The organism is Brevibacillus ruminantium (assembly GCF_023746555.1).
GTDB classification, from domain to species: domain Bacteria; phylum Bacillota; class Bacilli; order Brevibacillales; family Brevibacillaceae; genus Brevibacillus; species Brevibacillus ruminantium.
The window spans coordinates 4,390,194-4,405,000 of the sequence record NZ_CP098755.1 but is presented as its reverse complement, the minus strand read 5'-3'; the positions used below and the strand labels follow the sequence as shown (position 1 = coordinate 4,405,000).

Sequence of the window (14,807 nt, the reverse complement as noted above, 5' to 3'; positions counted from 1 at the left end):
AGGTGCCCGTACCGCAAACCGACACAGGTAGGCGAGGAGAGAATCCTAAGGTGCGCGGGATAACTCTTGCTAAGGAACTCGGCAAAATGGCCCCGTAACTTCGGGAGAAGGGGCGCCCCGGTAGGGTTTATAGCCCGAGGGGGCCGCAGTGAAAAGGCCCAAGCGACTGTTTAGCAAAAACACAGGTCTCTGCGAAGCCGCAAGGCGAAGTATAGGGGCTGACGCCTGCCCGGTGCTGGAAGGTTAAGGGGATGGGTTAGCGCAAGCGAAGCTTTGAACCGAAGCCCCAGTAAACGGCGGCCGTAACTATAACGGTCCTAAGGTAGCGAAATTCCTTGTCGGGTAAGTTCCGACCCGCACGAAAGGCGTAACGACTTGGGCGCTGTCTCGGCAAGAGACCCGGTGAAATCATAATACCTGTGAAGATGCAGGTTACCCGCGACAAGACGGAAAGACCCCATGGAGCTTTACTGTAGCCTGGTATTGGAACTTTGTGCATCATGTACAGGATAGGTGGGAAGCTGAGAAGCAGGGGCGCCAGCCTCTGTGGAGCTGTCGGTGGGATACCACCCTTGATGTACGGAGTTTCTAACTCGTCACCCTGATCGGGTGAGAGGACCATGCCAGGTGGGCAGTTTGACTGGGGCGGTCGCCTCCTAAAAGGTAACGGAGGCGCCCAAAGGTTCCCTCAGAATGGTCGGAAATCATTCGTAGAGTGTAAAGGCAGAAGGGAGCTTGACTGCGAGACCTACAAGTCGAGCAGGGACGAAAGTCGGGCTTAGTGATCCGGTGGTTCCGCATGGAAGGGCCATCGCTCAACGGATAAAAGCTACCCTGGGGATAACAGGCTTATCTCCCCCAAGAGTCCACATCGACGGGGAGGTTTGGCACCTCGATGTCGGCTCATCGCATCCTGGGGCTGAAGTAGGTCCCAAGGGTTGGGCTGTTCGCCCATTAAAGCGGTACGCGAGCTGGGTTCAGAACGTCGTGAGACAGTTCGGTCCCTATCTGTCGCGGGCGCAGGAAGTTTGAGGAGAGCTGTCCTTAGTACGAGAGGACCGGGATGGACGCACCGCTGGTGCACCAGTTGTCACGCCAGTGGCACAGCTGGGTAGCTATGTGCGGAAGGGATAAGCGCTGAAAGCATCTAAGCGTGAAGCCCCCTCCAAGATGAGACTTCCCACAGCGCAAGCTGGTAAGACCCCTCATAGACGATGAGGTTGATAGGTTCGGTGTGGAAGCGCGGCAACGTGTGGAGCTGACGAATACTAATCGGTCGAGGACTTATCCACAAAACCCTTTAGCAATCATGTATATCCAGTTTTGAAGGTGCGAAACCGCACAAATGCTGTGCCAGTGCCGACGTTGAACAAGAACGTTGGCGATTTTGGTCAGCGCCCCTTCCTGAATATTCCTCGGTAGCTCAGTTGGTAGAGCAATCGGCTGTTAACCGATCGGTCGGGGGTTCGAGTCCCTCCCGAGGAGCCATGTGGATGGATGTCCGAGAGGCCGAAGGAGCACGATTGGAAATCGTGTAGACGGGGATGACTCGTCTCGTGGGTTCAAATCCCACTCCATCCGCCATATTTGGCCCGTTGGTGAAGCGGTTTAACACAGCAGCCTTTCACGCTGTCATACAGGGGTTCGAATCCCCTACGGGTCACCATACTACCCCACAAAGTGAAGTGAATGCTTTGTAGCAGCACCGGGTACTTTGCAGGGACCCTAAAACGAATGTTGAGGGGTATCTGGAGGCTTAGCTCAGCTGGGAGAGCATCTGCCTTACAAGCAGAGGGTCGGCGGTTCGATCCCGTCAGCCTCCACCACTCTTTCTTCGAAGCTTTCGACACGGGATCTCACCGTACCGGTTCACCCTCGAAGAAAGACCAGGAAGTAGAATATCATATCGTCGCGGGATGGAGCAGTCTGGCAGCTCGTCGGGCTCATAACCCGAAGGTCGCAGGTTCAAATCCTGCTCCCGCAACCAAATCATCTACTTGAACAATGTCGAGTTACTGCTTGATCGAATAAGATGGAATTGCCCTTAGGCGCAACTAAATATGGAGCTGTGGTGAAGTTGGAGTTCACGCCGGTCTGTCACACCGGAGGTCGCGGGTTCGAGTCCCGTCAGCTCCGCCATTTCAAAGAAGTCATGGGCCTCTCACCCGTAAACGGGTTCACCCTTGCAGAAGACTCATGAAGAATTGCTCGGGTACTGCAGATCTGGCTCGCCAAGAAGGTTTTCGAGGTAGAATCGCCAGTGGAAGCGAGTCCCGTCAGCTCCGCCATTTCACAAAGAAGTAGCGGGTTCTACTCCTTTTCTTATTTTTTGAAATGTGGCTCGGTAGCTCAGTCGGTAGAGCAGAGGACTGAAAATCCTCGTGTCGGCGGTTCGATTCCGTCCCGAGCCACCATAGAGGGGCATAGTTTAAAGGTAGAACGAAGGTCTCCAAAACCTTTGGTGTGGGTTCGATTCCTACTGCCCCTGCCATATGTGGCGGTCGTGGCGAAGTGGTTAACGCATCGGATTGTGGCTCCGACACTCGTGGGTTCGATTCCCATCGATCGCCCCATTTCCAACCTATCCTTGGGGCATAGCCAAGCGGTAAGGCAACGGACTTTGACTCCGTCATGCCTAGGTTCGAATCCTAGTGCCCCAGCCATTTTGCGGACGTAGCTCAATTGGTAGAGCGTCGCCTTGCCAAGGCGAAGGTCGCGGGTTCGAGACCCGTCGTCCGCTCCATTGAAATTAATCAGTCTCTCACCCGTACCGGGTTCACCCTCGGGGACAGACAGAAAGCAACGCTTTCTCAACAACCAAATACGGAGGCATAGCCAAGTGGTAAGGCACGGGTCTGCAAAACCCTTACCCCCGGTTCAAATCCGGGTGCCTCCTCCAAAGCAATGAGCCGGTATGGCGGAATTGGCAGACGCGCGCGACTCAAAATCGTGAGGGAAACCGTGGGGGTTCAAGTCCCTCTACCGGCACCATAAGAAAAAGGAATCGATGAACGATTCCTTTTTTTATTTGTCTGTATTTGGTAACGAAAAGAATGACAAATGCGTCTACCCATTATAAGCAAAGCATGAATAGATTGGGGAGGACGAACTTGAAGAATGGGGTACCTAAACCAATAGCAAGGATCGATAGCAAAACAAAAGCGATACTGATTGTGGCTTGGCTAGCTCTTATCGTAACCGGATGTTCGCCGGTACTGCAAACAAAAGCGATGGGTAATCAGATTCAGGACGAGAGCAGAATAGTCACGGCAAACACATCTAAAGGGACGCAAACAGCTGTTAGCGGAATCTCTGAAATAACTAAGAGCTCAACGGGTCCAAACCGAACAACTGAATCAACCCAATCAACTAACACCAGTGCAGGAGATGGGGAAAAGAGCAGCCCATCAGCAATTCAAAAAGTGCCCCGGATGATTTCCAGTGGCGAAGTCTCCTTGCAGGGAAAAGCAGAAGAAAAAATAGTCACCATCCCGCTGAAAGTCATCGTCGCCGAATTTTATCTCGACTACATGGAACTGCCTGCCGAGTCACCGGTAAAGCCTTACCCTGTGCTGCCGCTTTCCATCCCTGCTGAGAGCCTGAATGAGATGGCAGCTTATTGGATGGATCTTATGCATGATCAAAGTGTATTTTTTATCGGTCCCCGTGATTGGGAATTGGAATCAGCAGGTGTCGGTGCCAACGGCTCCATCTCCATTTCTTTAAAAAACCCGCAGAACCCCGGGGAAAAACTGGAATACCGGGATAACGCCGGCGGTTGCCAGGGGTGTGCGATAGGGGATGTCGGAACCTACTTCCCAGAAAGGGAAAAATGGGCAGATGAGCTCGGATTCGCTCCGTTTAAAAAAATGGATTTTTCAAAGAGAGTCATGGTGGCTCCAACTACCGTCAGATACGATCTGGCTCCCTCTGCTGAGGGAATGATAAAATCAGGTGTCGCCCATTATCTCGATGACCAGGGAAGTATTCGTTTTCTCAAAATGGAAGTGACCCACCCCTCGGGCGATACCAAGGCGTTTGAGGCGCTGCTTCATTTATTTGCCCAGACAGCCGGAAAAGAATGGAATACGTACGTTGAACATCAAAAACAGGCTGAAGGAGAAGCGTTGAAGAAATGAGCACAGTAACCTTTCCTGCCTGGTTTTGGGCAATCTATTACTTGCTGTTGCTCGCTACTCTGGGAACAGCAATTGTTTGCCTTATACGGGGGAAGATCGTGATACCGTCTAGCCTCGCCGTTGTTTTTGCCATTACCGTTCCGATCGTCAGTCTGTTGAACAGCATAGGAAGGGCAGAGGGGCTGAACGAATTTGCGCATCTGTTCAGGCAAATCCAACACGGGGCGATTTGGTCCGTCTATGCTTCGATCGGTTACTTGTACATCCTGGTATGGTGGGCCTTCTTTATCATGAACAGCAAAAAGAAGGAGTAGGATACATTTCAACGGATGATTTCCGGGAAGGACTTATGATAAAATAGCAAAGTCATCACCGAGCTAATTCAATTCCGACTTTTGCAGATGCAAATCATGCAGACGCTAAGGCAATATGATGGAGTTTTTAGAACGCACGCTATCGATGGCGTGCTTTCTATTTTCCCAAAAAACATATATGGGGTATTTGCCTTTCGCGTTCACAAAAAGAAAAAGTCAGGAAAGAGAAAAGAGGTTGTCGAACAAAATGGGATATGGATTACAGGAGAAACCCCCATTTGGCATTACCATCTTGTCGGCCTTGCAGTGGATGATTGTCACCGTTTCCAGTAGTGTGGCAGTTCCGCTGGCGATTGGCGATATTTACGGGCTGACGCCGGACGAGATCGGTGTGTTGATGCAGCAAACCATGTTTTTCGTCGGGCTTGCTTCTTTTCTGCAAGTCTGGATCGGCCATCGTTATCCCATGATTGAGGGACCGGCTGGATTGTGGTGGGGAATTTTTATCATTCTTGCGCAAATTGGAACGAGTGTGGGGATTGCGCCTCGAGAAATCGGGCAATCATTTCAGCTGGGCTTGCTTTTGGCCGGGGCTATGTTTTTTCTGTTTGGTCTATTGGGCTGGATCGGAAAAATTCAACGCTGGTTTACCCCGCTTGTTTCCGGTACTTATATGGTGCTGCTCGCCGTCTCCTTGTGCAGCAGCCTCGTAACCGGGATGCTGGGGATCGGTTATCAACACGCCAAGCAGGTTGATCCGGGGATTGCCCTTGTTTCGGTCGTTATTGTGGCACTGGTACTGATCTTTTTACGGACCAAACGGTTGGCCAGCTTTGCTGTGTTGCTCGGCATGTCGGTAGGCTGGGCCTTGTTTGCAGTCTTGGGCTGGACCGAGCCGGTACGGCCAACCGAGCAGTTTATCGTGATGCCTACTCTGTTTTTCTGGGGGGCACCGAAATGGGACTGGGGTGTGGTCTTGACCAGTCTGTTGACAGGATTTGTGTTGCTGACCAATCTCGTAACCAGTATGAATGTAATGGGAAAAGCAACACAATCGCCTCCGACCGTGCAACAGTTCAACCGGGGCGGGGTATTTACCGGGGTCTCCCATATGCTGTCCGGTTTATCCGGCGTGGTCGGGATGATTCCTTTGTCGATTGCAGCAGCCGTGATCGAGACGACCAAAATGGCTGCGCGGCTGCCGTTTCTGCTGGCGATGGGAGGAATGATGATCATTGGTCTTTTGCCATCCGTCTCTCAATTCTTGGCGGCGTTGCCTACGCCTGTTGCCTATGCCGGCATGTTTATCACCTATACCCAGTTACTCGGATTCGGGTTGAAGGATATCGCTTCAGTCCAGCTCGATAGCCGCGCCATTACAGTGGCAGGAAGCTCTATTTTGGCGGGGATTGGCGTGATGTTTGTCCCCACATCTGCATGGCAGCAGCTTCCGTCACTCGCCAGCTTTTTGTTTGGGAATGGTTTGCTGCTCGGTGTCATGGTCTGCATGCTGCTTGAGCATGTGGCTTTTCGTCAAAAAGGGGATGCGAAAAAAGACGGCCAGTCAGTCTGACGAGCCGTCTTTTTCATACAGTTGCAAGCTGAACAAAATCCATGTAAAGTGGAGCGTAAACACGCTGGCAAAACAACCATTCAGCGGGCAGTAACGATGATGGAGGAACGAACCTCACCGCCGTTGATTTCTGTAAACATGCGGGCAGTCGATCCCAGGATTTCCTGTTGCTGCTCGGGCGTGAGCTGTTCATGAAAGAAAATCACTTGCATCAGAGAAGTGCTGCCTTCTTCCACAGGGGTGCGCTTGGAGTCGACGATCGGACTGCCAAAAGCGCCGAGTTCATCCGCAAGCACCAGTTTTCCCTCCATATGTACGTCCCGCCCGTTTAGTCCCTCATATACGTCGGAGGCTTGTCCCAGTCGACAAACGACATCGCCTTCCAGTTTTGCTTCGTCATAGATGCCATAAGGCAGTGCGTGAAGAACGGAAAGGAAATTGTTTACGTCGACAGCGCTGTTGATCCAGAAAAAGGGGTTGCCTTGAAGCAATCTGCGTAGCAATGCTTCCGAAGATGGGCGATAACGGGACGGATCGATACCCAGACGTTTAAAACCCGAACGCCACTGTGTCACGCCCTCGATCTCGTTGATGCGGGATAGCTCGTGCTCCAAACGAAGGGATTCCACGAACAAATTGATCCGCCCCTGAAGCATTTTGGGAGAGGGGCTCACAGTCACGTCCGTGTAGCGCAGCACTCCCAGAGCAAACGAGGGAAGGATTTCGGCCAGCTCCGGGGATATTCTTACCGTCATAGTAGGTCACTCCTTCTCGAGTATGTGAAAAAGTGTATTACCTTTTGACATACTCATCTGACATCATTTTTGGGTAGTATAACAAATTATTTTTGTGATCGCGACTATCCTTCGATACAATAAGAGTAGACAGGAGGGATTCCTTGATCATGCGTGAAGTAACGATCTATACCGACGGAGCATGCTCCGGCAATCCAGGCCCGGGTGGCTGGGGAGCTGTGCTGATGTACGGTGAACATAAAAAAGAAATGTCCGGCGCCGAAAGGGAAACCACCAACAACCGCATGGAGCTGAAGGCCGCGATTGAAGCATTATCTGTGCTGAAGGAGCCTTGCAAGGTAACATTGTACAGTGACAGCGCCTACCTGGTGAACTGTTTCCAACAGGGCTGGTACAAAGGCTGGCTGCGGAACGGATGGAAAAACAGCAAAAATCAACCGGTGGAAAATCAGGATCTGTGGAAAGAACTGCTCCGGCTGATGGAGATCCATACAGTTCAGTACGTAAAGGTGAAGGGCCATGCAGACAATGTATGGAACAACCGCTGTGACGAACTGGCGACGGGAGCGATCAAGACGCTGTGAATCACCAAGGCTATTGGGAGCAAACCAAGCAGGCCATCATCCGTTACGCAGAAGAAATAGGCATCGACAAGATCGGCTTCTCCAGTGCTGATCCCTTTCTCACGTTAAAACAACGTCTGCTCGAGCATCGCGAAAAAGGGTATGAATCCGGTTTTGAGGAGCCTGATTTGGACAAACGAACCGATCCTTCTCTCAGTTTGGAGGGGGCGCGTTCGCTGATCTCAATTGCCCTTGCTTATCCAGCGAAGCTCACAAATCCGCCGAAGTCAGAGCCAGGGGCTTATCGTGGAATCATGTGCAGGGCTGCGTGGGGGACGGATTATCACCACGTCCTCAGGGAGAAGCTGGACAAGCTGGCCAGCTTTATCCGCCAACTGGAGCCGCATGCACAGGTAGAGTCGATGGTCGATACGGGATCGTTGTCTGATCGGGCTGTGGCAGAAAGAGCAGGTTTGGGCTGGGTCGGGAAAAATTGTGCGCTAATTACTCCCGAGTTTGGCTCGTGGGTGTACCTGGGGGAGATGGTTACCAATCTTCCCTTGCCTCCAGATACACCGGTTGAAGAAGGCTGTGGAGATTGCAATATCTGTGTAGATGCGTGCCCCACAGGTGCTCTCGTCCAAGGCGGGCAGCTTGACTCACAGAAATGCGTAGCCTTTTTAACCCAGGTAAAAGACTTTATTCCCGAGCAGTATCGAGCCAAGATCGGCAATCGCCTGTATGGCTGTGATACGTGCCAGACGGTTTGTCCAAAAAATCGGGGTAAGCACTTCTCTCATCACGAGGAGTTCCAGCCTGACCCGGAAATCGCCAAACCACTCTTGCGGCCTCTGCTGACGATGAGCAATAAAGAGTTTAAACAAAAATTTGGACTTTCTTCTTCCTCCTGGAGAGGGAAAAAGCCGATCCAACGCAATGCCATTCTCGCGCTTGCCCATTTTCGTGACCGCTCAGCAGTTCCTGATCTGATCCAGCTCCTGGAGAACGATCCGCGTGAAGTCATCAGGGGAACAGCGGCGTGGGCGCTTGGCAAAATCGGAGGAAATGAAGCAAAGGACGCACTTCTTCAAGCATTGGAGAAGGAGGCATCTGGTGAGGTTCTCTCTGAAGTGAGAAGAGGATTGGAGCTGCTCGAAGAAAACAAACTCTCAAAAAGCAGCAATTAAAACGGGACAAGGAAACACAGTGCAGTGGGCAAATGCGGAACCTGCTTTGCCTGGTACCTGTTGGCACAACAAGTTGGTTGGGAGAGGAAAAAACGGGTAGGGAGGAATGCTTACGTGGGACAAGTGATTGGCTATACCACCATGAATTCACCGATTGGACCGTTACTGTTGGCTTCTACCAAAGAAGGCTTGTGCTATCTCGGCTTTGGAAATGAGGAGCAGGGCTTGCCCGATCTGCAGCGATGGGCGAGGAAGATGTTTCTGGGTGCTGTCGTCGAACAAAATGAGGTCATCAATCAACAAGCGCAAACCGAACTGGAGGAGTATTTTTCCGGAAAACGGACAAAATTTGATGTTCCTGTTGTTTTGTATGGGACCGCCTTTCAGAAGGCTGTTTGGAATGAATTGACGCGAATTCCCTTTGGAGAGACAAAATCGTATAAAGATATCGCCCAAGCAATCGGGCAAGCGAAAGCGGTACGGGCGATTGGCGGTGCAAATAACCGCAATCCGATTCCCGTAATCGTTCCTTGTCACCGGGTCATTGGCTCGAATGGTGCCCTGGTCGGTTATGGCGGCGGGCTCTCCATTAAAGAAAAACTGTTGGCCCTGGAAGGGGGAGGCACCGCTTCCTCTGTCCCGAAATCTGTGGAAGCTATCCGCCGTTAGGTGGGTAGCTTTTTTGCTGTCTTTTCCTTCTGAATCTGAGGAACTGGTCATATTTTATCAGCATGGGTAGTATTCCAGAATGTTGGGATATGGCAGGACATGCAGGGGGGAAGGAGGATGAATGAATGGTCGACAGGTACGATTACGATTCTACTGAATCGGTGAGCCACCTGGAATGGCAGCAATTTCTGAAGGATTACTTTGATGATGTGCACCGTTTTGTTGTTGATCAGGGCTATGAACGCATCTGGCCGTTTTGGAAGGAGGGGCGGGAGCAGAAGCCGCAGATTTGGGAGCAGTGGCAGCGATGGGAGGAACAGCTTCAGCAACGAGGAGCAACCACCCTGGCCGTTCGAGGATGGGCCAAACCTTTGTATTGGCTGGAGCAAAAAAGAGAAGTGCAAGTCTGTGTCGTTTGGCATTTGCAGTACTGGTATGACTTGAATGGAAAGAAAGGAATGGAGGAAGCGAAGAGACTCATGCGGGTTGTGTTGGCTCGCAAAGAGGACGGCTGGACGGTGGAAAGTATGGAGGAACAAGGGGGAGATGGTGGTGCTGCCTCGCCTATGCAGGATGAGCAGCCTCCGCAAGCAACAGCGGAAGCAGAAAAAGAAGGAGAAGAAGAGAGGCTTGTTTACCCTACTTTGATTGTGCATGGAGCGGGAGGGTATGATCCCGAACGGGCAATTGCCTATGCCGAACGCTATTGGAATACGGCCAATCCGGCCTACCCCCATTTCACGGATAATTGTACGAACTATATCTCACAATGCCTGCATGCGGGAGGAATCCCGATGCTTTTTTCAAAGGAAAAAGGCAGGGGCTGGTGGATGCGGGGGAACGGGACGGAAGCAAATTGGAGCTTTAGTTGGTCGGTTGCGCACAGCCTGTACCTGTTGTTGAAGTCAGGAGGCCCTCCGCTCCGTGCCGTGCAGGTATCTTCAGTCGAGGAATTGGAGCCTGGCGATATCATCTGCTATGATTTTAACGGGGACGGACGCTTTCAGCATAACACCATCGTCGTTGCCAAGGATGAGGGCCAGGTGCCGCTCGTGAACGCAAATACAACAAACAGCCGGATGCGTTATTGGGAGTATAGGGATTCTACCGCCTACACCCCCGACATTCGCTATGCGTTTTTCCGCATCCGGGGGACATAATTCTCCGGTGATTCAGGCCTTCTGTGAACTGCTCCCCACACAGCAACATTTTTTTATCAGTAAACTGTCTACTGTACGGGGAGCGTATCACCTTACGGGAGGCCTTTTTTATTTTGGAATCTCCATCAAGCACCTGAATCAATCTGACAAAGCATGTTCTTGCGGCATGCCTTCTTTTCTGACCTCTTGTCTTATCCATGAAAATAATAATAAGGAGGCCGCGACTGCTATTGCCACACCGATTGTCCCGAACCACGGGATGGATGACAAGGATACCTGATCCACGGCGAGCCCGCCGATTCCCGCCCCTGCTGCCATCGATAATTGCATTGTAGACTGGTTGAGCCCGAGCATGACTCCCGAGTAATTCGGCTCAATTCGGATCAAATTATATTGCTGTGTAGGACCGGACGACCATGCTGCAAATGACCATAATATAAGGACCCCGACAACGACGGCCCAAGAACTATTGAGAGCAACGGCAGCAGAAAGTAACAGGAAAGCCGCGATGTGCAGGAGCATTCCCCCGATTAATGTGAAAGAAACCCCCCATTTATCCGTACTGTACCCGCCGAATTTGGAACCGATTAAGCTGGCCACGCCGAACGCCAGCAATACCCCGCTGAGCATTCCTTCATTTATGCCCGCAACCTTGAGAAGATAAGGAGAAATGTAGGTATACGCTATAGAGTAGCCGCCAAGCCAAAAGAAAGTAATCGAGAGTCCAAGGGCTACTTTTCTACTTTTGAGAAGCGCAAGTTGCTTGGTTAAAGGTACAGGGGCATCCCCTTTTACTTGCGGGATCGCTCTATATAAAACAAAGATGGCCAAAAGCCCCATTATCGCAATGAAGCCGAACACCGATTTCCAGCCATATGCTGCAGCAATCATGCGTCCGAGAGGAACACCGATAATTAATGAAGTAGTAAACCCCATCACGACAGTTGCAATCGAGCTGGCCTGTTTACCTTCGGGCGCGATTTTTGCTGCAATATCCAAGGCGGTAACCACAACCATTCCTGCGCCTAAAGCCATCAACACGCGCGCAAACACAAAAAGTCCGAAGCCCGGCAGAACAAAAGACAAAATGTTGGCTAACACGAAAATTCCCAGTGCTCCAACGAGCAGCTTTTGCCTCTCGATTTTTGCCGTCAAAGCCATTAATACAGGGGTACAAATGGCATATATAAAGGAAAAAACGGTCACAAGCTGCCCGGCCGAAGTAATGGAGATCCCCAGCGTATCCGAGATCTTGTCTAAAATACCTGAAATGACATATTCGGATGTCCCGACCAAAAAACTGACAATCGCCAAAAAATAAACCTTCCAAGTGCTCGCCTTCAATTTCACCACTCCTAATTTTTTCACATCTATATATATTAAATTATCGATGTGTTCCACATAAAAAATCTACACATCATAATATGTCGATATGTAGGTTTGAAACAAACCGAATCCTCAGGAGAGATTCAGCTTGTTGTCATCAAATTTCGTTATTGAAGAAGGCACCGATTTGGCGGATTACTTCCTCATTTCTTTTGAAGTACGTATACTTACCGATCCGTTCTGCTGTGACCAGACCTGCCCGTTGGAGTATCGATAAATACTGGGAAGTTGTAGACTGTGTCATCTTCAGCGTTTCCGTGACTTGACCAACACATACCCCGACTTTCCTCATATCAATCCCTTCGTGGGGCGTAAAATGTTTTTCAGGCTCCTTCAACCAACGTAAAATTTCCAATCTCGACTCGTTAGACAGTGCTTTAAAAATTTCAATCGGTTCCATACACATTATAATATCGCAAATTATCGATGTGTCAAGAGTGCTTATTTTGAGGTGAAAACAGTATATTCTTTCGAGTAAACTTGAAAGCAAGCAGTTTTTTTGCTTGGGATGAAACGGCAGAAAAATGAGGCGGGAAGCCGCCTCTTCATTTTGTCTGTAAGGATGTATGGCTGTCGCCAGCGTCAAAGGAAAGGCTTTCTGTGCGATCAGTCTCGGATTGTTGATTTGCCCCGATCAGAATCATGCCGAGGATAACGAGAAGACCACCCGACCATTGCTGCCACCCGGCACGCTCTCCCAATACGATTACAGACAGAAATAATGCACTAAAAGGCATCATGCCAGATAAAGCGGCAGCCGTCTGCGCATCACATCGTTTTATGCCTGCATACCAAAAAATGAAGGCAAGGGCTGTGACAAACGGTCCGTACCAAACCAGTGCCAGCCATTGCTTCCACCCAATTGCAAAGAGTGAGGATACGGGATGCTCAAAAAAGGCAGGAATCAGACATAAAGTCAATGCCATGGCCGTTACGAGCGTGGTTTGAGCAATAGGGTGGAGCGGTTCTCTGTGTGAGGCTTCGGTTTTAACCGCGAAGCGTGAAAATATATTAAACAAGGATTCGCTCACCGCAGCGCAGAGCACCAGTACATTGCCGGCAAGATGATGGATGGAGAATGTGCTGATTGATCCTGGTGCGAACAGCTTTTGTATGAGAAGAATACCTGCAACGGTACTGCCAATCCCCAGGAGCGCGGTTCGATTGACCGTTTCTTTCAACAGAAACATGGCAAGCAGAACGGTGACGGCAGGTGTTGCGCCGGTAATAATCCCGGCCTCGCCAGCGCTTGTATGGACAAGACCGTACAGCAAAAACATGCGAAACAAAAAAACGCCAAACAGCGCTTGAAAGGATAGAAGAATCCAGTCTCTCAAAGATAAACGGCGGACCGTCTTCACGAGTTCCCGCAAGCCTAATGGCAGCAGGCACAGCAGGGCGAAAAACAAACTGACTGCTGTTATTGTAAAGACCCCCAGATTATCGTCTAAGAACCGAGCAGCAATAACAGAGGTGCCAGCAAGCGAAAAAGCGCAAAACAGGTAAAATACCCCTTTCATACGTTCCAAAAAATCACATCCCCCACAAGTCGATAGAAAACTGGAAAAATCATGCTACAATCGTAATGAATAAACTGGTATGGGAAAAGATCCAGTATGACACAAGTTTATACGGACCAGTTGGAGGCTATATGTGGGGGATAGAACTGCATCGGCAAAGTGAAGTGCCATTGAAACGTCAGATTTATCAGGTTCTGAGGGACCAGATTTTAAACGGTAGATTGCAAGCAGGCGAGGCATTGCCTTCTACCCGGGAATTGGCAAGCGAACTGAAAGTATCCCGCAATACCGTGAATGAGGCATACGAAATGCTTATTGTTGAAGGCTTTGTTTTGAGCCGTCAGGGAGCACCAACACGAGTGGCAGATGGGGTGTGTTTGGAGAAAAAAACTGAAGCTGGATCGCCTGCCCAGGAAAAACCGAGACTGCCATTTTTGGCTGATTTCCGGACGGGGCAGCCGGATTTGCGGCAATTCCCACGATATGTTTGGAAGCAGATCTCGCAGAAAACGATGCAGGAGATGGCTCCTAGCCTCTTGGGATATACCGGCCCCGAGGGTTTGCCGAGGCTGCGTGAAGAAATTTCCGCATGGCTTTTTCGCAGCAAGGGCCTTTCGGTTGATGCTGAAAAAATCTTTATTACGGCGGGAGCCACCCATGCCCTGCATTTGATTGCCGTCTTGTTGTATCAGGAAGGGAAGGAAATCCTGGTTGAGGATCCGTGCAATGCCGGCATGTTAGGTGCGTTGGCAAGTAAAGGATACCCGATCACGCCAATTCCCGTAGATGCTTGGGGACTGCAGCCAGAATACCTGTATGGAAAACGCGCCTGCGCTGTTTATGTTACGCCATCGCATCAATTTCCTCTGGGAGGGATTCTGCCGGCAGGCCGTCGCGCCCAATTGATTCGATATGCACGAGAAAATGAAAGCTATATTGTGGAAGATGATTATGACAGCGAGTTTCGGTATTACGGCAATCCGGTAGCACCGCTGTATGCCATGGATCCCGAGCGGGTTATTTACGTCGGCACATTCAGCAAAGTGCTGTTCCCGGCGCTTCGCATCGGCTATGTCATACTGCCAGACAAGTTACATAAACGCTGGCGCCGTTTGCGCACCTTTACAGATGTGCAGAATCCGCCTTTTGAACAAGCGGCACTGGCTGAATTTTTGCATACGAGAAAGTTTGACCGGCATATCGGAAGAATGAAAAAGCTGTACGGAGGGCGTCGACAGGTGTTGCTGACAACGCTGAAAGAGCAGTTCAAAGATACATGGCACTCTTGGGGAGATGCCGCCGGGCTGCATCTTGCTGTAGAGTTTCCAGGCATGTCCTTTGACGATGCGTTTGTGGAAGCTTCCAGGCGCCACAAGATTCGCATTACGCCAGTGGAATATCATTGTATCCAAAAAGGTAAACATATGGACAAGCTGTTGTTTGGCTACGGTCATCTGGAACCGGACGAAATCTATAAAGGGATTTTATTGTTAAAAAATTTATTGCTTTGACAAACCAGCCGAAGTGATGTCTATCGTCAT

General features: G+C 50.5%; 12 protein-coding genes, 13 tRNA genes and 1 rRNA gene (1 of these 26 only partly in view). 22 read left to right on the top strand and 4 right to left on the bottom strand.

The annotated features are described in order from the left end of the window. The 17 genes from NDK47_RS21675 to NDK47_RS21595 form a co-directional block, all read left to right on the top strand. Positions 1–1,292, top strand: a 23S ribosomal RNA gene (locus NDK47_RS21675) (it extends 1,636 nt beyond the left edge of the window). A 120-nt stretch (positions 1,293–1,412) separates the two neighbouring features. Beyond that, positions 1,413–1,488: transfer RNA gene (locus NDK47_RS21670), tRNA-Asn, on the top strand. A gap of 3 nt (positions 1,489–1,491) precedes the next feature. After that, a tRNA-Ser gene (locus NDK47_RS21665) sits at positions 1,492–1,584 on the top strand. A gap of 5 nt (positions 1,585–1,589) precedes the next feature. Beyond that, positions 1,590–1,666, top strand: a tRNA-Glu gene (locus tag NDK47_RS21660). An 84-nt stretch (positions 1,667–1,750) separates the two neighbouring features. Continuing rightward, positions 1,751–1,826, top strand: a tRNA-Val gene (locus tag NDK47_RS21655). A gap of 84 nt (positions 1,827–1,910) precedes the next feature. Further along, a tRNA-Met gene (locus NDK47_RS21650) sits at positions 1,911–1,987 on the top strand. Positions 1,988–2,062: 75 nt separating this feature from the next. Continuing rightward, a tRNA-Asp gene (locus NDK47_RS21645) sits at positions 2,063–2,139 on the top strand. A 199-nt stretch (positions 2,140–2,338) separates the two neighbouring features. Beyond that, positions 2,339–2,414 (top strand) — tRNA-Phe (locus tag NDK47_RS21640). A 3-nt stretch (positions 2,415–2,417) separates the two neighbouring features. Further along, positions 2,418–2,491, top strand: a tRNA-Trp gene (locus tag NDK47_RS21635). Between the two features lie 6 nt (positions 2,492–2,497). Next, positions 2,498–2,573, top strand: a tRNA-His gene (locus NDK47_RS21630). A gap of 15 nt (positions 2,574–2,588) precedes the next feature. Further along, positions 2,589–2,663 (top strand) — tRNA-Gln (locus NDK47_RS21625). Positions 2,664–2,667: 4 nt separating this feature from the next. Further along, a tRNA-Gly gene (locus tag NDK47_RS21620) sits at positions 2,668–2,743 on the top strand. 82 nt (positions 2,744–2,825) lie between these two features. Next, positions 2,826–2,899: transfer RNA gene (locus NDK47_RS21615), tRNA-Cys, on the top strand. A gap of 9 nt (positions 2,900–2,908) precedes the next feature. Further along, positions 2,909–2,991, top strand: a tRNA-Leu gene (locus tag NDK47_RS21610). Between the two features lie 119 nt (positions 2,992–3,110). Continuing rightward, the gene (locus NDK47_RS21605; protein WP_251871822.1) at positions 3,111–4,139 is read left to right on the top strand and encodes a DUF4850 domain-containing protein; all 1,029 of its coding nucleotides are present in this window, start codon (positions 3,111–3,113) and stop codon (positions 4,137–4,139) included. Next, positions 4,136–4,453 carry a hypothetical protein gene (locus NDK47_RS21600; protein WP_251871821.1) on the top strand — a complete coding sequence of 106 codons (318 nt, stop codon included), beginning with the start codon at positions 4,136–4,138 and terminating at the stop codon, positions 4,451–4,453. Before NDK47_RS21605 ends, NDK47_RS21600 begins: the two co-directional genes overlap by 4 nt. Before the next feature lie 247 nt (positions 4,454–4,700). Beyond that, positions 4,701–6,026, top strand: a complete 1,326-nt coding sequence (locus NDK47_RS21595) for a purine/pyrimidine permease (RefSeq protein ID WP_251876319.1) — start codon at positions 4,701–4,703, stop codon at positions 6,024–6,026. 80 nt (positions 6,027–6,106) lie between these two features. Here the strand turns inward: NDK47_RS21595 and NDK47_RS21590 are convergent, their stop codons facing one another. Next, positions 6,107–6,781: a B3/B4 domain-containing protein gene (locus tag NDK47_RS21590; protein WP_251871820.1), complete on the bottom strand. Its 675-nt coding sequence runs from the start codon at positions 6,779–6,781 to the stop codon at positions 6,107–6,109. A 149-nt stretch (positions 6,782–6,930) separates the two neighbouring features. On the opposite strand from NDK47_RS21590, the gene rnhA reads away from it, so the two are divergent. From rnhA to NDK47_RS21570, 4 genes are all read left to right on the top strand, one after another. Continuing rightward, positions 6,931–7,365, top strand: coding sequence for a ribonuclease HI (gene rnhA, locus NDK47_RS21585; protein WP_251871819.1), 435 nt, complete (start codon positions 6,931–6,933; stop codon positions 7,363–7,365). Beyond that, positions 7,362–8,531, top strand: a complete 1,170-nt coding sequence (gene queG / locus NDK47_RS21580; RefSeq protein ID WP_251871818.1) for a tRNA epoxyqueuosine(34) reductase QueG — start codon at positions 7,362–7,364, stop codon at positions 8,529–8,531. Before rnhA ends, queG begins: the two co-directional genes overlap by 4 nt. Before the next feature lie 141 nt (positions 8,532–8,672). Next, entirely contained in the window at positions 8,673–9,200 is a 528-nt protein-coding gene (locus tag NDK47_RS21575; RefSeq protein ID WP_407653460.1) for a methylated-DNA--[protein]-cysteine S-methyltransferase, read from the top strand. A gap of 125 nt (positions 9,201–9,325) precedes the next feature. Further along, a complete protein-coding gene (locus NDK47_RS21570; RefSeq protein WP_251871817.1) occupies positions 9,326–10,360 on the top strand; it encodes an amidase domain-containing protein in 1,035 nt (344 codons plus the stop codon). Between the two features lie 138 nt (positions 10,361–10,498). On the opposite strand, the gene NDK47_RS21565 is transcribed toward NDK47_RS21570, so the two are convergent. The 3 genes from NDK47_RS21565 to NDK47_RS21555 form a co-directional block, all read right to left on the bottom strand. Next, positions 10,499–11,704: an MFS transporter gene (locus NDK47_RS21565; protein WP_251871816.1), complete on the bottom strand. Its 1,206-nt coding sequence runs from the start codon at positions 11,702–11,704 to the stop codon at positions 10,499–10,501. 139 nt (positions 11,705–11,843) lie between these two features. Further along, a complete protein-coding gene (locus NDK47_RS21560) occupies positions 11,844–12,146 on the bottom strand; it encodes an ArsR/SmtB family transcription factor (RefSeq protein WP_251871815.1) in 303 nt (100 codons plus the stop codon). 145 nt (positions 12,147–12,291) lie between these two features. Beyond that, positions 12,292–13,266 carry a DMT family transporter gene (locus NDK47_RS21555; RefSeq protein WP_251876315.1) on the bottom strand — a complete coding sequence of 325 codons (975 nt, stop codon included), beginning with the start codon at positions 13,264–13,266 and terminating at the stop codon, positions 12,292–12,294. A gap of 131 nt (positions 13,267–13,397) precedes the next feature. Between NDK47_RS21555 and pdxR the strand changes: the two genes are divergently transcribed. Next, positions 13,398–14,777: a MocR-like pyridoxine biosynthesis transcription factor PdxR gene (pdxR, locus tag NDK47_RS21550; RefSeq protein ID WP_251871814.1), complete on the top strand. Its 1,380-nt coding sequence runs from the start codon at positions 13,398–13,400 to the stop codon at positions 14,775–14,777. The last annotated feature ends 30 nt before the right edge of the window (positions 14,778–14,807 follow it).